Below are 22781 nucleotides of genomic sequence, written 5' to 3'. Positions count from 1 at the left end.
TTAGTAAGTATTCATCTGCTGATCCCAAAAGCGCTCTAATTGTCGAAGATTAGACCTAAGAGTCGACATGTCGCTTTCTTCCATCAGGCGTTCTGCACTGATCTCTTCCAATTGTTGGTCAAATAGTTCCGCGATTAGATTGTGGATAGCTAAACCTTTTTGGCTGAGTTTAATGCGTACAGAGCGAAGGTCATGCTCCGAACGTTCTTGATTGATGTAACCATTGCCAACCATTTTTTTTAAGTTATATGAAACATTAGAGCCAAGATAATAGCCTCGAGTTTTTAGCTCACTTGCGGTCATTTCACGATCAGCAATATTGTGAAGGAGTAGGGCTTGAACGCTGTTGATATCGGTATAACCTAACGCTTCGAGACGATATTTAAGAATATCAAGGATTCTACGGTGTAACCGTTCTATTAATCTTAAACAATCTAAGAAATCTGTTTTATTGTTTGAAATTAGCTCTGATTGTTGTGAACTCATTGAATTGTAAGCCTTGATATCAATATACGTAACCTAAATAGTAAGCCTGAATCCGCCGGAATAGCAAAGAAAAAGCACATTAATGAGCGTTTGTTTGTGCATAATTCCAAATACATATTTAGTAATACCAGATAATGCTGCTACTATTACTCTTAAGCTTGATGGTATCGCGACCAATTTTATTGGTTTGTAGGTAGTTGAGCTGTTTCCAGCGAATAGATCCTCTCTCGATAAAGGCAAACCAGAAGCAATTCTGGGACGCAAAGTCACAGATCCCACGTGGATGGCTGGGCTATCGAAAGAGAGATTTTCTACTTTTTCAGCGGATGGCCTTCCGGTAACTGCCTTTCTACCCACAAAGCCAGCTTATGTTTCATATTGGGTTCAGTTACTTGATCCTTTGCTAAGGCTTGAATAAGACCGTCATTCACCAATAAGCGGTAGATCGCTTTGATTTTATTTGACGCACTGTCAGTGGCTTCAAAATGGCCCGCGCCCCGCTTTTCAAAATAGATGGCACCTATCTTAAGGGCTTCTTTTACTAGCTCCGCTTCGTGCTTATGTTTTTTCATAGCCTGTTCCTTTAAGTCCTTACAGATACATATTTTGTAACTTTGAATCTAAACATCTCAAAAGACAAGCGGTGGTTCTAATGCTTTGGTGCGTAATGCTTTGTCTTTAACTCAGGCCTGATATACTTGCGGCCTATCAACATCTAATTCCATTGGCGATCCTATGAAATACAGAATTATTCCGGTTACTCCATTTCAGCAGAATTGTTCTCTTATCTGGTGTGAAAAAACCATGAAAGCAGCGGTTGTTGATCCAGGTGGTGATCTTGATCGAATTCTAGCAGCAGCAGAGGAAGAGGGTGTTGAGTTAGAGAAAATTCTTTTGACTCATGCGCATATTGATCATGCTGGTGGAACGGCTGAGCTAGCTGCATCTAAGAAGTTACCAATCGAAGGGCCTCATAAAGGCGATCTATTTTGGATTGAAGGCATGGCACAGCAGTGCAATATGTTTAATTTTCCACCTTGTGAAACTTTTACTCCCGATCGCTGGTTAGATGATGGTGATACTGTTCAGGTAGGCGAATCAATACTAAACGTAATTCATTGTCCAGGTCATACTCCAGGGCATGTTGTCTTCCATCATGTAGAAGATGAGATGGCGCTGGTGGGAGATGTTCTCTTCAACGGTTCTATTGGCCGTACAGATTTTCCACAAGGAAATCACCAAGAATTGATTGATTCAATTAAGTTAAAACTGTTCCCGTTAGGTCAGTCGGTCGAATTTATTCCAGGCCATGGACCTGGCTCAACCTTTGGTCGAGAGATGCAAAGCAATCCTTATGTTCGATAATTGTTGGTAACCAAAACAGTTATTTGTGCAGAAGTTGCACATGCTCAAATAGTTGAGCATCTAGTTGTTTCTTTTTGTCGATAATATGTTGTAACGGAGTCTCGGTGATGGCTCCGTTTTTTATTCCGATCATCACATCGTTATAGCCCCCACAAAGATAATCCACAGCTGCTGCTCCAAGGCAGGAAGCAAGGACTCGATCATGCCCTGTTGGGCGTCCTCCTCTTTGTATATGCCCCAAAATACAGACTTTAGGCTGTTGCCCATGCTGCTCTAATTGTTTGGCCAAATTATAAGTAAGGCCAGGAGTAGGGCCTTCGGCTACAACAATAATCCCGCTAGACCCTTTGCCTTGAACCCGGTTGTTGGCAAGTTGAAATGAAATGGCTTCAACTTTAACTTCGTACTCAGGGATAACTACCAACTCTGCGCCGCAGGCTATCCCAACATGAGTTGCGATAAAGCCCGAGTTTCGACCCATAACTTCGACTAAAAACAAACTTTCATGAGAGAGTGCCGTATCACGGATTTTATCGATAGCATCAAGAGCAGTGTTAACTGCAGTATCGAATCCGATGGTGTCATCGGTGCCGTAGATATCATTGTCGATCGTGCCGGGAAGGCCTATAACACGTATCGTGCTTTCCGAGGCTAGCATGTGAGCTCCGGTTAACGAACCATCACCACCAATCACGACCAGACTATCAATCCCTTTTTTAAGTAGAACCTCGGCTGCTTGATGCCGAACCGCTGGATCTAAAAAAGCTTGGCAGCGATCACTTTTGAGCAGAGTGCCTCCGCGCTGCACTATGTTGGTTACAGAAGCAGAGTCCATCTTCCACATGTCCCCAATGATTAAGCCGCTATACCCTTTATGGACACCGTATACTTTGATGCCTTGATGGAGAGCTGATCGGACTACCCCTCTGATAGCAGGATTCATTCCAGGGGAGTCGCCGCCACTGGTTAAAACAGCGATTGCGGTGGGTTTATCTTCAGTCGTGTTGATCGAAGTATGGGTATACATATCATCAAACCAATTGGCTAATTGTCTTAAATAAGTTTAGCTAAACTGAATGACCAAGGTATTTCAATAATATTGGTTATGAAGTTCTACAGTATGAGGATATGGTATGTCTCATCAAGTGCATCAGCGACTTGCATCACAAATAATGGCTTTTTTCGCGGAGTATCGACTTAAGTTTCAAGAGGTTACTGAATCTGCGAAAGAGTTGTTTGAACTAGTTGATTGGGGTGGTGTGCAAGCATTATCGGCTGAGCGCTTGGTGTTATACGATCAGATGGTGTCTGATGCATCAAAAGCTATAGCACATATAGGAAATGATATTTATAAGCCAGAGGTTTGGGGAAGAGCGAAACCATATTACGCTAAATTGATTCGGCAAAGGACAGATCCGGAATTGGCAGAAACTTTCTACAACTCTGTTTATTGCTATCTATTTAAACATCGAAATATCGATAGCGAGCATATTTTTATTCGATCCAGCCGGGAGGGGAAGGAATTATCTTCAGGCGAGAGAGTATATAAATCTTATTCGCTTACTGAATCGGGTCTCGTTCAAGTACTCGGTCGCCTAATATTTGATTTGAATTTCAAAGTGCCTTGGAGAAATCAACGTCAAGATATTAGTTATCTGGTCCGATATATTCAGCAGCAGCTTAAGCAAAAGCAGTTGCCTCATAATAAGGCTGAGATTGATATTGTTAGCAGTCTTTTTTTTCGTAATAAAGCAGCCTATGTAGTAGGACGAATCCGCTTTGCACAGCATAGTGAGCCATTTGTGTTACCCATACTCAATGATGGTAAAGGTATTTATTTTGATGCGGCATTGAGTGAAGAAAGTGATATATCCACAGTGTTTAGTTTTACTCGGTCCTATTTTCTGGTGGATGTAGATGTTCCTTCCGAGTTAGTTAACTTTTTACACACCCTGATCCCACAGAAATCTAAAGCCGAACTTTACAGTTCAATCGGTTTTTATAAGCAAGGTAAGGCGGAATTTTTCCGGGTTTTTATCGATCATTTGGGAGATGCAGATGATCATTTTGAGATCGCGCCAGGTATTAAAGGGATGGTAATGACGGTTTTTAGGCTGCCATCTTTTCCTGTTGTATTTAAGGTTATTAAGGATGAGTTTTCGCATTCTAAAAGAATCACAAGGAAGATAGTTCTTGATAAATATCAGTTAGTTAAGAGTCATGATCGGGTTGGTCGAATGGCTGATACGTTGGAGTTTACTAACTTTTTATTCCCGATTAATAAATTTTCTGAAGAGCTTATCGAGGAACTGAAAAAAGTTGCTGGCTGCTCTATTGAGGAGCAAGGTGATCAGTTATTGATTAAGCACTTATGGACTGAGCGGTATATGACGCCTTTAAATATCTATATCGATCAAGCGCTGGAAAATGAAGATCAAGAGCAGTTATTTCATGGCATAGATGAATATGGTAAAGCGATTAAAGAACTCGCTGCTTCGAATATTTTCGCTGGGGATATGCTGTTTAAGAATTTTGGTGTAACCCGGCATGGGCGTGTTGTTTTTTACGATTATGATGAAATTTTATATTTGACTGAATGTAACTTCCGAAAAATACCAGAACCATTATACCCAGAACAAGAGTTGGCTGCTGAGCCTTGGTATTCCATTGGTGAGAATGATGTGTTTCCAGAGGAATTTTCTATGCTTACAGCGTGTGATCGACGTGTAAAAGAAATATTTGATCAGTTGCATGGAGATTTGTTGACGGTTGAGTTTTGGGAAAGAGTTCAAGTTAAGGTGACAAAGGGAGAGTTAATTGATGTTTATCCCTATAGGAAAATCAACCGTTTTTAGTGGTCTAAACAGGGAAATCAAGTGAAGTGATACAGATATAAGTGATTATATTGATGCGTTATTCGTAAGCATGTTATCTATCACCAGCCTATGTTAGTTTATCTTATTGATGTTTCAGAACTTTGAAACATTCAATAGGCAATACTAGTATCAAAGAAGATGGGTAAAAAAAAGAGCCAGAAGTATGGCTCTAATTATAAAAAGATAATAGATGGAGTTTGTTATGGCATTTCGTAAGACGGTTACTTCTAGTTTGTTAGCGATGGGTGTTGGTTTAGCTGCCATGGGGGGTTCGACTGCAGTATCAGCACAAGAATTTATCACTATCGGTACAGGCGGTGTAACCGGCGTTTATTACCCTACAGGTGGTGCAATCTGCCGTTTGGTGAATAAAAGCCGTAAAGACCACGGTATCCGCTGTTCAGTGGAATCTACAGGTGGTTCAGTTTACAACCTGAATACTATCCGTGCAGGCGAATTGGATATGGGTGTAGCTCAGTCTGATTGGCAGTTCCATGCATATAACGGTACTAGCAAATTTAAAGATACTGGCGCGAATAAAGATCTACGCGCAGTATTCTCAGTTCACCCTGAGCCTTTCACTGTAGTTGCACGTGCTGATTCTGGTATCAAAAACTTTGATGACCTAAAAGGTAAGCGTGTAAACATCGGTAACCCAGGTTCTGGTCAGCGCGGTACTATCGAAGTGCTGATGGAAGCTAAAGGCTGGACGATGAAAGATTTCGCTCTAGCGTCTGAATTAAAAGCATCTGAGCAAGCAAGCGCACTTTGTGATAACAAAATCGATGCGATGGTTTACGTTGTTGGCCACCCAAGTGGTGCAATTAAAGAAGCTACAACTTCTTGTGACAGCACGCTTGTAAATGTTGATGGTGCAGCGGTTCAGAAACTTATTGGCGATAATAGCTACTACCGTACGGCAACAGTTCCGGGCGGTATGTACCGTGGTAATGATGCTGATACGCAAACATTTGGTGTAGGTGCAACATTCGTATCTTCAGCGAAAGTACCTGAAAAAGTAGTTTACGAAGTGGTGAAAGCTGTATTCGAAAATTTCGATACTTTCCGTAAGCTACACCCAGCTTTTGCGCATCTTAAGAAAGAGCAGATGGTGAAAGATGGTTTATCTGCGCCACTACATCCGGGTGCAGTTAAATACTACAAAGAAGCAGGCCTTCTATAAGAGTGAGCTTGATAGGCAGCGGGGACATTATGTCCCCGTTTTGCTTTACGGCTTTTACTCAGGGTTAGCTCTATATAATTATTACAAGCTGTTTTAAAACGGTGATTGTGTGACTGATAATCAGAACAGTTCTTCAGCTAGCATTTCCCAAGAAGTACAGGAAATGGTGGCCCAGGCAGATTCTGGGGCGCGAGCTCCAGAAGGACTTCCTGGTAAATTGTTGTGGGGTGTGGCGCTTTGCTGGGCACTTTTTCAGCTCTGGTATGCTTCGCCTCTACCTTTTATGTTCGATTTTGGGGTCTTTAATGATACTCAGGCTCGAGCGATTCATCTTAGCTTCGCAGTATTTCTAGCTTATACTGCATTTCCTGCTTTTAAGCGTTCTTCGCGCACTATTGTTCCATGGCACGATTGGATATTTGCGCTAGTGGCTGCATTTGCTGCAAGTTACCTTGTGATCTTCCATAGCGAATTGGCTGATAGGGCCGGTGCGCCTATCACAATGGATATTGCAGTCGCTGTAAGCGGTATGGTTTTACTGCTTGAAGCGACGCGTCGTGCATTAGGGCCACCACTTATGGTAGTCGCAGGTATCTTCCTGTTGTACACATTTGCTGGCCCCTATATGCCAGAGGTTATTGCACACAAAGGGGCGAGCTTAAATAAAGCGATGTCCCACCAGTGGTTAACCTCAGAAGGTGTGTTCGGTGTAGCGCTTGGTGTTTCTACAAGTTTTGTATTCCTCTTTGTACTGTTTGGTGCGTTATTGGATAAAGCCGGAGCTGGTAATTATTTCACGCAAGTTGCGTTTTCATTGCTTGGGCATATGCGTGGTGGACCGGCTAAAGCTGCAGTGGTTTCATCTGGCTTGAGTGGTTTGGTATCTGGTTCGTCTATCGCCAATGTAGTGACAACGGGTACTTTTACAATACCGTTGATGAAGCGGGTTGGTTTTCCTGGATATAAAGCGGGTGCTGTAGAAGTTGCAGCCTCTACAAATGGTCAATTAACACCTCCGATCATGGGGGCTGCTGCCTTCCTTATGGTTGAGTATGTTGGTATTTCTTATATAGAAGTTATTAAGCATGCCATATTACCTGCGCTGATTTCTTACATCGCACTTATCTACATTGTGCACCTAGAAGCTCTGAAAGCAGGGATGAAAGGTTTGCCAACACGCAATACGGCAACTTTGGCTGAGAAATTGTCTGTTTGGGCAATGATTATAGTCGGCACTTGTGTTGTCTCGCTCGCTGTATATTACGGTTTGGGTTGGACAAAAGAGTATATGGGGAGCTGGTCTTATCTGATTGCAGGTTTGGTAATTTTGGTCTCCTATATCTGGTTAGTTGGCTATTCGGCACGTTCTCCGGATCTTCATATGGATGATCCAAATTCAGATGTGGTGATACTTCCTGAAACTGGGCCAACGGTAAAATCAGGCCTGTATTATCTTTTGCCGGTAGTTGTTCTTGTATGGTGCTTAACTGTAGAGCGCTTTTCGCCAGGACTTTCCGCATTCTGGGCTACCCTGTTTATGGTCTTTATTGTATTGACGCATAAACCGTTAAAGGCGGCGTTTAGAGAGGCTGAGGCGTGGAGTGATTATCTACTGCATGGTGTTGAGGACTTGCTCAACGGTCTTGTAAGTGGCGCGCGTAACATGATTGGTATTGGTGTTGCGACTGCGGCTGCAGGTATTGTAGTTGGTACTGTGACTTTAACAGGTATTGGTCTAGTAATGACCGAGTTTGTTGAGTTTATCTCCGGTGGCAGCATCTTCTTAATGTTGTTGTTCACCGCGATCATTAGTTTGATCTTGGGGATGGGGTTACCTACAACGGCTAACTACATTGTGGTTTCAACCTTGATGGCCCCGGTTATTGTTACCCTAGGTGCAGAACATGGCTTGATCGTGCCGCTTATTGCAGTACATCTATTCGTATTCTATTTCGGGATACTTGCTGATGATACGCCACCGGTTGGTTTGGCTGCATTTGCTGCAGCAGCAATTGCTCGCTCTGATCCAATTCGTACCGGTATTCAAGGTTTTACATACGATATTCGAACAGCAGTTCTGCCATTTATGTTTATCTTCAATACCGAGTTGATTTTGATTGGGATTGAAGGCCCTGTTCATTTATTGATGACTATCTTTGGTGCTTTGGTTGCAATGTTGGTATTTGCAGCAGCAACGCAAGGTTATTGGATGGTTAAGAATCGGTGGTATGAAACAATCCTATTGCTAGCGATTGCATTTTTAATGTTTAGGCCGGGAGCTGTTTGGGATGAGTTTTATCCACCAATTAATGATGTAGCACCTGTTCAAATAGAGCAGATAGCGGAAGAGAGTCCAGCAGGCAGACCGCTAAGAATGCGTGTGGCTGGTGAAACCATTGATGGTGACTTTGTTAATAAAACAGTAGAGCTGCCTTTAGCTGAAAAAGGAACTGGTGCAGAGAAGATTGAAGCAGCAGGTCTGATGCTTAGAGAGGAAGAAGGCAAGATCATTGTGGATATGGTGACATTCGATAGTGATGCTCAAAAAGTTGGGTTGGATTTTGATTGGGAAATTAAAGCAATTGAAGTTGAAGCTGATCGCCCGCCAAAACAATTGGTATGGATTCCTGTATTACTACTCCTATTTGCTATGGCAACAATGCAAAAACGCCGCAGAGAATTAGAAGGAGCACATTAGTCATGTTTAAAAAAATACTAGTGCCGGTAGACCTTCAAGATAGTAAGGGAACAATCTCAACGTTGAATGCGGTGGCAAAATACATCGATGAAGGCGTTGAACTTCATTTAATGTCGATACTGCCGGGCTTTCAAATGCCAATGGTTGCATCCTACTTTCCTAAAGAAGCAATAGAACAGGCTTTGGCTGCAATGAAGTCAGAATTAGAAAATATTGCCAATCAAAAGCTAGGAAATGTTCCTTTTGATGTAGAAGTGCGTGAAGGCAAGGCACATAAAGAGATTATTAAGCGGGCATCGGAAATTGGTGCAGATCTTATTATCATGAGTGCACAAAAACACGGTGCAGTAGAAAAAGTGATGTTAGGCTCTGTAACGGCTAAAGTGACCGAAAGGGCAAAATGTTCGGTGTTAGTTCTAAAAAATTAGCTATTAGCTAAAAATAAGAGGCGCTGAGGTAAAAAGTCAGTGCCTCTTTTGTATCTGTTGGCTAGTATTTATACGCCGTTGGTTGGTCTTTGATCGATTCGGGGTGTTTTGTAAGTTTTTTACAACTTTTACACTTTTTTTAAGATTGGGTGTTGACCCTTTTTCAGATGTCTGTAGAATTCGCCGTCCTTGCTTAGGGAGGCCGCTTTTTAAGGGGCTGCAGAGCTGAGTGAGGTGCTTGGTAAGTGGTTGAAAACATTGGTTTTTAAGATTGCTTACGGAGTAGGATTCAAAGTCCGGTTGCTGAGTAAAAACTTTTTACAAAATTGCAAAATAAACGGTTGACTTTGAATGAGCGCGCAGTAGAATATGCGCCTCGCTTGAGACGAACAGCACGTGGTGTTGAGCGTCAAAAAAGCAACGCTCTTTAACAATTTGATCAGATAATTCGTGTGGGCGCTTGTTGAGAAGAAGCAAACTTTTTCTAGACAAGCAACCAAGTGAATTCATTTAAAGCGATTTACAAAGGTTTAACGTTCTTAAGAATGTTATCCGGTTGTTTAGTACTAGAGCCCGTTACCACATTCCTGGTAACACAAATGATTTAAACTGAAGAGTTTGATCATGGCTCAGATTGAACGCTGGCGGCAGGCCTAACACATGCAAGTCGAACGGTAACATGACTAGCTTGCTAGTTGATGACGAGTGGCGGACGGGTGAGTAACGCGTAGGAATCTACCCAGTAGCGGGGGATAAGCCAGAGAAATTTGGTCTAATACCGCATACGCCCTACGGGGGAAAGCAGGGGATCTTCGGACCTTGCACTATTGGATGAGCCTGCGTGAGATTAGCTAGTTGGTGAGGTAATGGCTCACCAAGGCGACGATCTCTAGCTGGTCTGAGAGGATGATCAGCCACACTGGAACTGAGACACGGTCCAGACTCCTACGGGAGGCAGCAGTGGGGAATATTGCACAATGGGCGCAAGCCTGATGCAGCCATGCCGCGTGTGTGAAGAAGGCCCTAGGGTTGTAAAGCACTTTCAGCAGTGAGGAAAGGTTAGTAGTTAATACCTGCTAGCTGTGACGTTAACTGCAGAAGAAGCACCGGCTAACTCCGTGCCAGCAGCCGCGGTAATACGGAGGGTGCGAGCGTTAATCGGAATTACTGGGCGTAAAGCGCGCGTAGGTGGATTGGTCAGTCAGATGTGAAAGCCCAGGGCTCAACCTTGGAACTGCACCTGATACTGCCAATCTAGAGTACGGTAGAGGGTAGTGGAATTTCCTGTGTAGCGGTGAAATGCGTAGATATAGGAAGGAACACCAGTGGCGAAGGCGACTACCTGGACCGATACTGACACTGAGGTGCGAAAGCGTGGGGAGCAAACAGGATTAGATACCCTGGTAGTCCACGCCGTAAACGATGTCTACTAGCCGTTGGGAGACTTGATCTTTTAGTGGCGCAGCTAACGCGATAAGTAGACCGCCTGGGGAGTACGGCCGCAAGGTTAAAACTCAAATGAATTGACGGGGGCCCGCACAAGCGGTGGAGCATGTGGTTTAATTCGACGCAACGCGAAGAACCTTACCAACTCTTGACATCCAGAGAAGTTACTAGAGATAGTTTCGTGCCTTCGGGAACTCTGAGACAGGTGCTGCATGGCTGTCGTCAGCTCGTGTTGTGAAATGTTGGGTTAAGTCCCGTAACGAGCGCAACCCTTGTCCTTATTTGCCAGCACTTCGGGTGGGAACTCTAAGGAGACTGCCGGTGACAAACCGGAGGAAGGTGGGGACGACGTCAAGTCATCATGGCCCTTACGAGTTGGGCTACACACGTGCTACAATGGCCGGTACAGAGGGCCGCGAACCTGCGAGGGTAAGCTAATCTCAGAAAACCGGTCGTAGTCCGGATTGGAGTCTGCAACTCGACTCCATGAAGTCGGAATCGCTAGTAATCGCGAATCAGAATGTCGCGGTGAATACGTTCCCGGGCCTTGTACACACCGCCCGTCACACCATGGGAGTGGATTGCACCAGAAGTAGCTAGCTTAACCTTCGGGAGGGCGGTTACCACGGTGTGGTTCATGACTGGGGTGAAGTCGTAACAAGGTAGCCCTAGGGGAACCTGGGGCTGGATCACCTCCTTAAACGAAAGCCGATTCTCGGCAAGCGTTCACACGAATTATCTGATCAGAGAAGTTAAGAGCAACGGTGTAGGCTTGTAGCTCAGCTGGTTAGAGCGCACCCCTGATAAGGGTGAGGTCGGTGGTTCAAGTCCACTCAGGCCTACCAATCAATAGCCTTACTGTTTTTCTTGGGGCTATAGCTCAGCTGGGAGAGCGCCTGCTTTGCACGCAGGAGGTCTGCGGTTCGATCCCGCATAGCTCCACCATCATCCTTGTGGATGAGAAAGGAAGAGTTTTAAAACATATTGTCGGTTTTGACATTATCTTTTAAAGCTTTTTTGCTTTAAACGCTCTTTAACAATTTGGATTTGATTCATTTGATTTAGATTTAAGACATGTAGTTTTACTGCATGCGCCAATTCGGCGAAATCTATCGTTACTAGCAATACAAGTTACTGTGATTCCAGACGCCTTCGGGTTATATGGTCAAGTGACTAAGCGTGCACGGTGGATGCCTTGGCAGTCAGAGGCGATGAAGGACGTTGTAACCTGCGATAAGGTTCGGGGAGGTGGTAAACAACCTTTGATCCGGACATTTCCGAATGGGGAAACCCACCTATTTATAGGTATCTTTTAACTGAATACATAGGTTATTAGAGGCGAACCTGGGGAACTGAAACATCTAAGTACCCAGAGGAAAAGAAATCAACCGAGATTCCCTAAGTAGCGGCGAGCGAACGGGGACCAGCCCTTAAGCTTTATTAGATTTAACAGAACACTCTGGAAAGTGTGGCCATAGTGGGTGATAGCCCCGTATGTGAAAGGTCTTTTAAAGTGAAATCGAGTAGGACGGCACACGTGAAACGCTGTCTGAATATGGGGGGACCATCCTCCAAGGCTAAATACTCCTGACTGACCGATAGTGAACCAGTACCGTGAGGGAAAGGCGAAAAGAACCCCTGTGAGGGGAGTGAAATAGACCCTGAAACCGTGTACGTACAAGCAGTGGGAGCCGTTTTCGGACGGTGACTGCGTACCTTTTGTATAATGGGTCAGCGACTTACTTTTAGTGGCAAGGTTAAGCATTTGCGGAGCCGTAGGGAAACCGAGTCTTAATAGGGCGTCCAGTCGCTAGGAGTAGACCCGAAACCGAGTGATCTATCCATGGGCAGGTTGAAGATGCAGTAACATGCATTGGAGGACCGAACCGACTGTCGTTGAAAAGCCAGCGGATGACTTGTGGATAGGAGTGAAAGGCTAATCAAACTCGGAGATAGCTGGTTCTCCTCGAAAACTATTTAGGTAGTGCCTCGTGTCTAACCATGGGGGTAGAGCACTGTTTCGGCTAGGGGGTCATCCCGACTTACCAACCCGATGCAAACTCCGAATACCCATGAGTTCAATCACGGGAGACACACGGCGGGTGCTAACGTCCGTCGTGGAAAGGGAAACAACCCAGACCGTCAGCTAAGGTCCCAAAGTTTATGCTAAGTGGGAAACGATGTGGGAAGGCTTAGACAGCTAGGAGGTTGGCTTAGAAGCAGCCACCCTTTAAAGAAAGCGTAATAGCTCACTAGTCGAGTCGGCCCGCGCGGAAGATATAACGGGGCTAAGCATAACACCGAAGCTACGGATGCACTTTGTGCATGGTAGAGGAGCGTTCTGTAAGCTGTTGAAGCGGAAGCTGTAAGGCACCGTGGAGGTATCAGAAGTGCGAATGCTGACATGAGTAACGATAAGGGAGGTGAAAACCCTCCCCGCCGGAAGACCAAGGGTTCCTATCCAACGCTATTCGAGGTAGGGTGAGTCGGCCCCTAAGGAGAGGCTGAAGAGCGTATCCGATGGGAAACAGGTTAATATTCCTGTACTGCTCATAACTGCGATGGGGGGACGGAGAAGGCTAGGCTAGCGCGGCGTTGGTTGTCCGCGTTTAAGATAGTAGGTTTAGAGCTTAGGTAAATCCGGGCTCTTTTAAGACCGAGAATCGATGACGAGGTCCTTTATGGACTGAAGTAGTTGATGCCATGCTTCCAGGAAAATCCTCTAAGCTTCAGGTTATGACTAACCGTACCCTAAACCGACACAGGTGGTCAGGTAGAGAATACTAAGGCGTATGAGAAAACTCGGGTGAAGGAACTAGGCAAAATGGCACCGTAACTTCGGGAGAAGGTGCGCCGGTTTTGGTGATGGGACTTGCTCCCTAAGCTGAGGCCGGTCGAAGATACCAGGTGGCTGCGACTGTTTATTAAAAACATAGCACTCTGCAAACTCGAAAGAGGACGTATAGGGTGTGACGCCTGCCCGGTGCCGGAAGGTTAATTGATGGGGTTAGCGCTTGCGCGAAGCTCTTGATCGAAGCCCCGGTAAACGGCGGCCGTAACTATAACGGTCCTAAGGTAGCGAAATTCCTTGTCGGGTAAGTTCCGACCTGCACGAATGGCGTAACGATGGCCACACTGTCTCCACCCGAGACTCAGTGAAATTGAAATAGCTGTTAAGATGCAGTTTACCCGCGGCTAGACGGAAAGACCCCGTGAACCTTTACTACAGCTTCACAGTGGACTTTGACATTACTTGTGTAGAATAGCTGGGAGGCTTTGAAACCCTGTCGCCAGATAGGGTGGAGCCACCTTTGAAATACCAGCCTGGTAATGTTGAGGTTCTAACCCAGTTCCCTAAGCGGGATCGGGGACATTGTGTGGTGGGTAGTTTGACTGGGGCGGTCTCCTCCCAAAGAGTAACGGAGGAGCACGAAGGTACCCTCAGCATGGTCGGAAATCATGCAATGAGCGCAAGAGTAGAAGGGTGCTTGACTGCGAGACAGACACGTCGAGCAGGTACGAAAGTAGGTTCTAGTGATCCGGTGGTTCTGTATGGAAGGGCCATCGCTCAACGGATAAAAGGTACTCCGGGGATAACAGGCTGATACCGCCCAAGAGTTCACATCGACGGCGGTGTTTGGCACCTCGATGTCGGCTCATCACATCCTGGGGCTGAAGCCGGTCCCAAGGGTATGGCTGTTCGCCATTTAAAGTGGTACGCGAGCTGGGTTTAGAACGTCGTGAGACAGTTCGGTCCCTATCTGCCGTGGGCGTTTGAGATTTGAGAAGAGTTGCTCCTAGTACGAGAGGACCGGAGTGAACGAACCTCTGGTGTACCGGTTGTGATGCCAATTGCATTGCCGGGTAGCTACGTTCGGACGGGATAACCGCTGAAAGCATCTAAGCGGGAAGCCTCCTTCAAGATGAGATCTCACTGGGAACTTGATTCCCCTAAAGGGCCGTTGAAGACTACGACGTTGATAGGTTGGGTGTGGAAGCGCTGTGAGGCGTTGAGCTAACCAATACTAATTGCCCGTGAGGCTTGACCATATAACGCCCAAGGCGTTTGGCAAGTGACTTGTAAGATATGTAAGACGATAGAGAGTAACGAATTAGCGCGTAGTTAAGCTACAGTCGAAGAACTATCTAGATCAAATAAAAGAAGAATCAGATCTAAGTTGTAACAGTTTTGCTTGGCGACCATAGAGTTGTGGAACCACCTGAATCCATCCCGAACTCAGACGTGAAACGCAACATCGCCGATGGTAGTGTGGGGCTTCCCCATGTGAGAGTAGGTCATCGCCAAGCATTTAATTAAGAGAAAACCCCGGTCACGCTGTGATCGGGGTTTTTTCGTGTTGGGCTAACGAAAGCAAAACAATACTGAACGAAGTATTTACACTATGCTTGATCTGCATGCGCACCCTAGCAACTAGCAACTGCTATAGACTCTTGTCGCTAGTGCCTTCTTCCTTATTTCTGGTATGCTTAGCGCGCAATGCGAAACCTCTAAGGAAAAATTAATAGATGTATACTGAAGATGATATTCGTCGCCTTAAGTGGCAGAGTCGACGTGGTATGTTGGAACTTGATGTTCTTTTTGTTCCGTTTGTAGAAGAGGCTTTTGCAGACCTAGATGAAGCTGATCAAGATCGCTTTGTTAAGTTATTAGATGAGGAAGATCAGGATCTATTTGTGTGGCTTATGGAGCGCGCAGTGCCAGCTGATCCAGACTTGCAAAGGATTGTGAGGATTATTCTGGAGCGTGTTCAGCCTAAATAATGAATCCATCTCTCCTTCCTGTACCCTGCTTGTTATCTATTGTGGGGTGCATTTTTGTGCGTGCTTTGCACTTTTTTATGCTGCTATTCCGTTACACATTGCTGGTCTAGCTACAGCAGCACTTCTTTTTAGTTTCCTTTTTTATTTAAATGAAAGGGTGCTATTGACGTCCCCTCTAGCCATTGTTGGTATTACATGGAATGGGGAAAGTGGAGGAATTTCGCTGCTGCAGAGAAACCAGCAACGAATTGAAGTGAGCCGTATTAAGCAAAAGGTGATCACTCCGTTTGTGATTGTCATGTTGTGTAAAACCGACTGTCGTTTTTACACTATCCCTGTTGTAATTATGCGTCGGAGCTTCAACGAAAATGCATTTAGGCGACTACGGGTTCTATTATTACATAGTCCGCTGAATAATCTTAATTCCAGTGAAAATTGATTGGCGTTAAGATTGTATCTAGTGCTTCAGGACCCTGTTCTGGGAAGTCTAGTGTGTAATGAAGTCCGCGACTTTCCTGCCTTAACATTGCTGAGCGAATAATCAAATCTGCAACGACGGCTAAGTTACGAAGCTCTAGTAGGTCGTTACTAATTTTGTAGTTGCTGTAATATTCACTAATCTCTTGCTGTAAAAGATCTATGCGGTGCTTAGCTCGCTGAAGTCGTTTAGTCGTTCTAACGATGCCTACGTAGTCCCACATGAAACGACGTATCTCATCCCAGTTGTGAGAGATAATTACATCTTCATCTGAGTTAGTTACTTGGGATTCATCCCACGCTGGAATTATTGATTCGTCCAAAGGTGCGGTTAGTGATTGAACGACATCGTCTGATGCGGATTTTGCATACACAAGACATTCTAGAAGGGAGTTGCTAGCCAATCGATTGGCACCATGAAGCCCCGTAAACGAGGTTTCGCCAATGGCATAAAGTCCCGGAATATCGGTGCGGCCTTTTTCGTCTGTCACGACACCACCACATGTGTAGTGGGCAGCAGGTACAACTGGAATCGGTTCTTTAGTGATGTCGATGCCTAAGCTTTTGCAACGCTTATAGATGGTCGGGAAATGGGACTTAATAAATTCTTTAGATTTGTGGCTGATGTCTAAAAATAAACAGTCGCTACCGAGTCTTTTCATCTCGTGGTCTATTGCGCGAGCAACGATATCACGGGGTGCTAATTCGCCTCGCTCATCGAAGTTATGCATGAACGGCTTGCCATCAGGAAGCAAAAGTTTTCCACCTTCACCACGCACGGCTTCTGTAATCAAAAATGATTTTGCTTGTGGGTGATAGAGGCAGGTAGGGTGGAACTGATTAAATTCCATGTTGCCGACACGGCAGCCAGCACGCCACGCCATTGCGATACCATCACCCGTGGCACCATCCGAATTGCTTGTATATAGATAGGCCTTTGATGCACCACCTGTAGCCAACACAACATGAGGAGCTTGAAATACCTCTACGTGTCCTGTTTCGTCATTAAGAATGTAAGCACCAACACAACGGTTGTGTGCTAATCCTAGTTTCTTTCGTGTAATTAGGTCGACCGCAATATGGTGTTCGAATAGATCGATATTTTCAGAGGCTTTGGCTTTCTCTATCAATGTCTGCTGAAGCGCTTTTCCTGTTGCATCTGCAGAATGGATGATTCGGCGATGAGAGTGTCCGCCTTCTTTGGTTAGATGGTAGTCGTCACTATCTTGGGTAAAAGGAACGCCTTGTTCAATCAGCCAGTCAATGCTTTCTCTGCCGTGTTCGACTGTGAATTCCACTGCGTCTTTATGACTAAGGTGTCCGCCAGCAGACATGGTGTCTTCGATATGTGCTTGTGTGCTATCTTCAGTATCGAGTACTGCTGCGATACCACCTTGAGCTAGCCATGTGGAACCACTCTTAAGTTCTCTTTTACTAAGAACTGCAACACGCGCATTTTGAGCTAGGTGGAGGGCCATGCTGAGTCCAGCAGCGCCACTGCCAATAATTAAAGCGTCGTAGTGATAGTGTTGCGTCATGCTGTGCTCTTCTTAACTAGAGGGTTCTTGGCTTGAAAAAGTGAGTGTATATTTTAGTGGTAAGTTTGAGGATAAAACTAGCTTATTAGATGCGTTTCATTGGAATTGGGCAACAATTTTGCATTTTTTTTTGGACTCAGGGAACTTAAGCAGTTTTGAAGGCTCATAGAAGTGTTCCGGCACTCTGATGAGGTAATATGTTGTATTAGTTGAAAGTTATTGCTGTTTTAGCTTCTATATTTATAGAGATAGGTATTAAGGACAGTTTAAGGAATATTGAGTGTCGAGTGAAAGTCAGACAGCAGTTGATCAAAAGCTAGTCGAGCGGGTAAAAGCAGGCGATAAACGTGCTTTTGATCTTCTGGTAAAAAAATACCAACATAAAATTGTTGCGTTGATTGGTCGTTATGTTTACGACCAACATGAAGCATTGGACGTGGCGCAAGAAACTTTCATCAAGGCTTATAAAGCGATACCAAAATTTCGCGGGGATAGTGCTTTCTATACATGGCTTTACAGAATTGCTATCAACACAGCCAAAAATCACCTTGTCGCTCGTGGTAGGCGTCCTGCTGATGTGGATGTTGACGATGCACAGTTCTTTGAAGGTGATAATGCTTTGAAAGATATTGAGACACCGGAAAACAAATTGTACAAGGATGAGCTGGAAGCAGTGATTCGGAAAACTCTGAATAAACTACCTGAAGACTTGAGGGTGGCCTTAACACTCAGAGAGTTTGAAGGTATGAGTTATGAGGAGATTGCTGGGGTTATGGATTGTCCCGTAGGCACTGTGAGGTCACGTATCTTTAGAGCACGTGAAGCAATTGATAAAGAAATTATGCCGCTTTTAGCGAGCTGATCCTGCAAAGGTAAATTGAGGTAAATTCTATGGATGATCGATCTACAGAATCTGTTTCGGCATTGATGGATGGCGAAGTTGCAGACTTTGAGTTACGACGTACTCTTGATCGCATAGAGCAGGAGCCAGAATTGGTTGAGCAATGGCAGCGATATCATTTAGTTCGCTCAGTTATGAAAAATGAAGAAGCAGAATTGAGCGGCTTTGATATTAGTGGTCAGGTTATGCAGGCCCTAGATCAAGAGCCTGATTTGGAAGTTGTGACTGCTGCACCCGAAGTTAAGTCCGAAATTAAAGGAAATTCTTTTTGGAAACCTCTTGCTAGCATGACAGCAGCCGCTTCTGTGACGGCAATGGTGATTTTGGGCGCCCAAACTTACAATCAGCCTGAGAACGATACGATTGCTGATAATCGCCCGAACTACGTTCTTCCGGGCAATGCAGTTTCCGATGATCTAGTCAGAGCGCAGTTTGGTAACCGTTCGATGATTTCATCACAGGGGCAAGAGCCTGAAATTATTCGTTTATCTGAAGGCGTAGAGCGCTATGTATCTCAGCATAAACATATGCTTTCACACCAAGAATCTGGTTGGGAAGCAACATGGTTGCCAGAAGGTTTTTCCGGTAAACGTAGAGATGTGATGGCGCACGCTGAAGTACAAATGTTCAGTAATGGACGCCATTCATTTACCGTTTGTGTTGAAAAATATGGTCGTCAGTCCGTTCCTGAAGGTGCTGTTCAGTCAGAGGGTATGGTAACTGTGGGTAAACGTATTGGCGATCAATTTGTAACAGTCGTTGGAGATGTTCCTCTAATGATTGCGGAGCGTATTGCCGCTTCAGTAGAACGTAAATGATTGAAGAAAGCGGGAAAGTTGTAGAGGTTAATGAGCAAGGCGTATGGGTTGAAACCATGCGCCAGAGCGCTTGTGCTAGTTGTGCTGCTCGAAATGGTTGTGGACAAAAGCTGTTAGTGCAGGCTGGGCAAGAGAAACGGTTTATTTTTCTCGTTAATAATCCAACTTCTCTTCACGTAAAAGCTGACGATAGTGTGCTTTTAGGCATAGAAGAGGGAGCATTTATTAAAGCAACTGTCTTTATGTATTTGTTGCCATTGTTAGCGCTATTTCTTGGGGCCGTAATAGGAGATTTTATCTGGGGAGATGAGCTGGTTGTGATCGCTTCTTCCTTTATCTCTCTTATCGCAGGTTTTGTTTTTGTTCGTTTTAGTAGTTCCGCTTTCTTTAGTTCCTGCCAATATCAACCGACGCTAATTAAAGTTATCTAACCCCGTTTTTTGATAGACATAGGTGAGTGTTTTATGAAATCTATATCAAAATTCATTGTCGCAACGATTATCCTTATTGCACTACCGATTCATGCTGCAAGCTTGCCCGATTTTAAATCGTTGGTAAAAGAGGCTTCTCCTGCTGTGGTGAATATCAGTACTGTTCAAACTAGCCCGCGACAGGGTCAACAACACCCATTTCAGGGACCAAATGGTGAAGAAATCCCAGAAATATTCCGTCACTTCTTTCGTATGCCTGAATTTGAACAGGGTGAGCGCCCACGTCGTAGAGCTCCTCAATCCTTAGGGTCTGGTTTCATAATTTCTGAAGATGGTTATTTACTAACAAATCATCATGTTATTGCGGAAGCTGATCAGGTTATCGTGCGCTTAGCTGATCGTAGAGAGTTAGAAGCTGAAGTCATCGGTTCTGATGAGCGCTCTGATGTAGCGTTGTTAAAAATTGATGCTGAGGATCTACCGACAGTTGAGCTGGGAGAGTCTAAAGCGCTTGATGTTGGTGAGTGGGTACTAGCGATAGGCTCTCCGTTTGGTTTTGATCATAGTGTGACAGCAGGGATTGTTAGTGCTAAAGAACGTGCATTAGCAGGAGATACTTATGTTCCGTTTATCCAAACTGATGTAGCTATTAATCCAGGTAATTCTGGAGGTCCATTATTTAATCTGGATGGTGAAGTCGTTGGGATTAACTCTCAGATTTACACTCGTTCCGGTGGTTTTATGGGGCTATCCTTTGCTATACCTATTGATGTCGCGATGGATGTTGCGGATCAATTAAGGAAACATGGTTATGTTACCCGCGGTTGGCTTGGTGTGGTCATTCAAGAGGTTAACCGTGATCTTGCTGAATCATTTGGCTTAGATAAGCCGGCTGGGGCTTTAGTGGCAAAAGTGTTACCTAATAGTCCAGCAGAAAAATCCGGTCTTCTAGAGGGCGATATTATTCTTAAATTTGAAGGTGCGGATATTATTCGATCTTCAGATTTACCTCACCATGTAGGTCGAGTTAAACCAGGTAAAAAAGCTAAGGTTTCAGTCATTCGTGCGGGGCGTGAAATGACAATTAAGGTCGAAGTCGAGGCATTACCAACGCAGGATGAACTTGCTAAAACTAACGTTCGAAAGCCAAAAGAGGATAAAGGCAATCGTCTAAATATTCAGGTCGCTGAACTTGACCAAAAACGTAAAGAAAAATGGCAAGTGAGTAAAGGCGTTGTTGTTCGTAAAGTTCTACAAGGGCCAGGTTCAGATGCAGGTTTGATGGTTGGTGATGTCATCACTATGCTAAATGGCGAACAGATCGCCAGTGTTTCTGACTTCAATAGAGTATCTACCGATATAGCACCTGGAAAGTCGGTTCCGATGCGGATTGTTAGGCGAGGAAGTCCGTTATTTATTCCATTACGAGTATCGGATTAAGTTGTATAAAATTCTAAGGGGGCTAAGGCCCCCTTTTTCGTAGCCCAGTTTAAGCAAATGCTGTAAACTTGCGCCTTTCCAGCGAGTATTAGAGTAGCGGTAGCCTGCACGTGAGCAACCTTAAAAATATCCGAAATTTTTCTATTATTGCCCATATCGACCACGGCAAGTCGACTTTGGCCGATCGTTTTATCCAAATGTGCGGTGGCTTAAGTGACCGTGAAATGGAAGCTCAGGTTCTTGATTCCATGGATTTGGAACGTGAGCGTGGTATTACCATTAAAGCGCAGAGTGTAACTCTGAACTATGAAGCAAAAGATGGTGAAACTTACCAGCTTAACTTTATCGATACACCAGGCCACGTGGATTTCTCCTATGAGGTATCTCGATCTCTGGCAGCCTGTGAAGGCGCGCTTTTAATCGTAGATGCTGCACAAGGTGTAGAAGCTCAGTCAGTTGCTAACTGCTATACAGCAATCGAGCAAGGTTTAGAAGTAGTACCCATTCTAAACAAAATGGACTTGCCTCAGGCAGAGCCGGAGCGAGTGCGTGTTGAAATTGAAGAAGTTATCGGTATTGATGCCTCTGATGCTGTTGCCTGTTCAGCTAAGAGCGGTATGGGTGTCGAAGACGTTCTCGAACAATTAGTTAAGGAAATACCGCCACCTGAAGGTGATGTTGATGCTCCGCTACAAGCCCTAATTATTGATTCTTGGTTTGATAATTACTTAGGCGTTGTCTCTCTTGTGCGTGTAACTCAAGGTACGCTGCGTAAGAAAGACAAGATTCTAGTTAAGTCTACAGGTCAAAATTATCAGGCTGAATCTGTAGGTATTTTCACACCTAAACAGAAAGAAACCGGTGTTTTGCACGCAGGTGAAGTAGGCTTCATTGTTGCAGGTGTTAAAGACATTCATGGTGCACCTGTAGGTGATACACTGACCCATGTTAAGACTCCCGAAGTAGAGAGCCTTCCTGGTTTCCAGAAAGTACAACCGCAGGTCTACTCGGGTCTATTCCCTACAAGCTCAGATGATTACCAGGATTTCCGTGAAGCTCTGGATAAGTTGACGTTGAACGATGCTTCGTTGTTCTTCGAGCCTGAAACATCCGATGCACTTGGTTTTGGTTTCCGTTGTGGCTTCTTGGGTATGCTGCACATGGAGATTATTCAAGAGCGGCTAGAACGTGAATATAATCTTGATTTGATCACAACAGCTCCAACCGTAATCTACGAGTTGGAGATGAATAATGGTGATGTTATTCAGATTGATAGCCCATCTAAGCTTCCGGATCCAGGCTCTATTAATGAGATGCGAGAGCCAATTGTTGAAGCCAATATCCTTGTTCCACAAGATTACCTTGGACAAGTTATCGGGCTTTGTGTCGAGAAGCGTGGTATTCAAAAGCAGATGAACTATGTAGGTAATCAAGTACAGATTACTTATGAATTGCCGATGGCGGAAGTCGTTTTGGATTTCTTCGACCGTTTGAAGTCTGTAAGTCGTGGTTATGCTTCTCTTGAATATAATTTCGTACGCTTTGATCCAGCGAAATTGGTGCGTATGGATATTCTTATCAATGGTGATAAGGTCGATGCCTTAGCCGTTATTCTGCATCGTGATAATGCTCAATTCCGTGGCCGTCAGCTATGTGAAAAGATGAAAGAGGTTATTCCTCGTCAGATGTTTGATGTGGCAATTCAGGCTGCTCTTGGTGGTAAGGTCATTGCTCGTACAACAGTTAAAGCATTGCGTAAGAACGTAACCGCGAAGTGTTATGGTGGTGACGTAAGCCGTAAGAAGAAACTGCTACAGAAGCAGAAAGAAGGTAAGAAACGTATGAAGCAGGTGGGTAGTGTAGAGATCCCACAGGATGCGTTCCTTGCAGTACTTAAAGTTGATAGCTAATT

General features: G+C 44.7%; 16 protein-coding genes, 2 tRNA genes, 3 rRNA genes and 1 riboswitch. Of the genes, 17 read left to right on the top strand and 4 right to left on the bottom strand.

Annotated features, from left to right (window positions below; genetic code table 11):
* On the bottom strand, window positions 1-486 hold the full coding sequence (locus ACMXYO_RS13180) for a MarR family winged helix-turn-helix transcriptional regulator (protein ID WP_415885552.1): 486 nt from the start codon (window positions 484-486) through the stop codon (window positions 1-3).
* Window positions 487-711: 225 nt separating this feature from the next.
* Window positions 712-786, top strand: a riboswitch (cyclic di-GMP riboswitch).
* A gap of 11 nt (window positions 787-797) precedes the next feature.
* A complete protein-coding gene (locus ACMXYO_RS13175) occupies window positions 798-1058 on the bottom strand; it encodes a DUF5062 family protein (RefSeq protein ID WP_415885551.1) in 261 nt (86 codons plus the stop codon).
* Between the two features lie 163 nt (window positions 1059-1221).
* Between ACMXYO_RS13175 and ACMXYO_RS13170 the strand changes: the two genes are divergently transcribed.
* On the top strand, window positions 1222-1851 hold the full coding sequence (locus ACMXYO_RS13170) for an MBL fold metallo-hydrolase (RefSeq protein WP_415885549.1): 630 nt from the start codon (window positions 1222-1224) through the stop codon (window positions 1849-1851).
* A 19-nt stretch (window positions 1852-1870) separates the two neighbouring features.
* Here ACMXYO_RS13170 and pfkA read toward each other — a convergent pair whose 3' ends face one another.
* Window positions 1871-2878, bottom strand: coding sequence for a 6-phosphofructokinase (pfkA, locus tag ACMXYO_RS13165; protein WP_415885548.1), 1008 nt, complete (start codon window positions 2876-2878; stop codon window positions 1871-1873).
* A gap of 106 nt (window positions 2879-2984) precedes the next feature.
* Between pfkA and aceK the strand changes: the two genes are divergently transcribed.
* The 11 genes from aceK (at window position 2985) to ACMXYO_RS13110 (ending at window position 15703) form a co-directional block, all read left to right on the top strand.
* Window positions 2985-4706: a bifunctional isocitrate dehydrogenase kinase/phosphatase gene (gene aceK / locus ACMXYO_RS13160; RefSeq protein ID WP_415885547.1), complete on the top strand. Its 1722-nt coding sequence runs from the start codon at window positions 2985-2987 to the stop codon at window positions 4704-4706.
* 223 nt (window positions 4707-4929) lie between these two features.
* Complete coding sequence (locus ACMXYO_RS13155) at window positions 4930-5910, top strand: TAXI family TRAP transporter solute-binding subunit (RefSeq protein WP_415885546.1); 981 nt, start codon at window positions 4930-4932, stop codon at window positions 5908-5910.
* Between the two features lie 163 nt (window positions 5911-6073).
* Window positions 6074-8608 (top strand): TRAP transporter permease, encoded by a 2535-nt coding sequence (locus ACMXYO_RS13150; protein WP_415888103.1) that lies wholly within the window; start codon window positions 6074-6076, stop codon window positions 8606-8608.
* A gap of 2 nt (window positions 8609-8610) precedes the next feature.
* Complete coding sequence (locus tag ACMXYO_RS13145) at window positions 8611-9036, top strand: universal stress protein (RefSeq protein ID WP_415885545.1); 426 nt, start codon at window positions 8611-8613, stop codon at window positions 9034-9036.
* A 606-nt stretch (window positions 9037-9642) separates the two neighbouring features.
* Window positions 9643-11182 (top strand): 16S ribosomal RNA (locus tag ACMXYO_RS13140).
* A gap of 68 nt (window positions 11183-11250) precedes the next feature.
* Window positions 11251-11327, top strand: a tRNA-Ile gene (locus tag ACMXYO_RS13135).
* Window positions 11328-11351: 24 nt separating this feature from the next.
* Window positions 11352-11427 (top strand) — tRNA-Ala (locus ACMXYO_RS13130).
* A 218-nt stretch (window positions 11428-11645) separates the two neighbouring features.
* Window positions 11646-14532: ribosomal RNA gene (locus ACMXYO_RS13125) — 23S ribosomal RNA — on the top strand.
* Window positions 14533-14674: 142 nt separating this feature from the next.
* Window positions 14675-14790: ribosomal RNA gene (rrf, locus tag ACMXYO_RS13120) — 5S ribosomal RNA — on the top strand.
* The 16S, 23S and 5S rRNA genes sit together here with 2 tRNA genes alongside, the layout of an rRNA operon.
* A 219-nt stretch (window positions 14791-15009) precedes the next feature.
* Complete coding sequence (locus ACMXYO_RS13115; protein ID WP_415885544.1) at window positions 15010-15264, top strand: succinate dehydrogenase assembly factor 2; 255 nt, start codon at window positions 15010-15012, stop codon at window positions 15262-15264.
* Complete coding sequence (locus ACMXYO_RS13110; RefSeq protein ID WP_415885543.1) at window positions 15248-15703, top strand: protein YgfX; 456 nt, start codon at window positions 15248-15250, stop codon at window positions 15701-15703. Before ACMXYO_RS13115 ends, ACMXYO_RS13110 begins: the two co-directional genes overlap by 17 nt.
* Here ACMXYO_RS13110 and nadB read toward each other — a convergent pair.
* A complete protein-coding gene (gene nadB / locus ACMXYO_RS13105) occupies window positions 15684-17279 on the bottom strand; it encodes an L-aspartate oxidase (protein WP_415882163.1) in 1596 nt (531 codons plus the stop codon). The two genes, ACMXYO_RS13110 and nadB, sit on opposite strands and share 20 nt — an antisense overlap.
* A gap of 280 nt (window positions 17280-17559) precedes the next feature.
* On the opposite strand from nadB, the gene rpoE reads away from it, so the two are divergent.
* From rpoE to lepA, 5 genes are all read left to right on the top strand, one after another.
* On the top strand, window positions 17560-18141 hold the full coding sequence (gene rpoE, locus ACMXYO_RS13100) for an RNA polymerase sigma factor RpoE (protein WP_415885542.1): 582 nt from the start codon (window positions 17560-17562) through the stop codon (window positions 18139-18141).
* 29 nt (window positions 18142-18170) lie between these two features.
* Complete coding sequence (locus tag ACMXYO_RS13095) at window positions 18171-18998, top strand: MucB/RseB C-terminal domain-containing protein (protein ID WP_415885541.1); 828 nt, start codon at window positions 18171-18173, stop codon at window positions 18996-18998.
* Window positions 18995-19429, top strand: coding sequence for a SoxR reducing system RseC family protein (locus tag ACMXYO_RS13090; protein ID WP_415885540.1), 435 nt, complete (start codon window positions 18995-18997; stop codon window positions 19427-19429). The genes ACMXYO_RS13095 and ACMXYO_RS13090 overlap by 4 nt, the downstream gene beginning before the upstream one ends.
* A 33-nt stretch (window positions 19430-19462) precedes the next feature.
* Window positions 19463-20869: a DegQ family serine endoprotease gene (locus ACMXYO_RS13085; protein ID WP_415885539.1), complete on the top strand. Its 1407-nt coding sequence runs from the start codon at window positions 19463-19465 to the stop codon at window positions 20867-20869.
* 110 nt (window positions 20870-20979) lie between these two features.
* Window positions 20980-22779 carry a translation elongation factor 4 gene (gene lepA, locus ACMXYO_RS13080; RefSeq protein ID WP_415885538.1) on the top strand — a complete coding sequence of 600 codons (1800 nt, stop codon included), beginning with the start codon at window positions 20980-20982 and terminating at the stop codon, window positions 22777-22779.
* Window positions 22780-22781: the final 2 nt, after the last annotated feature.

It is taken from the genome of Neptuniibacter sp. QD37_6, from assembly GCF_047778085.1.
In the GTDB taxonomy this organism is placed as follows: Bacteria; Pseudomonadota; Gammaproteobacteria; order Pseudomonadales; family Balneatricaceae; genus Neptuniibacter.
This window is presented reverse-complemented; position numbering and strand designations above follow the sequence as displayed.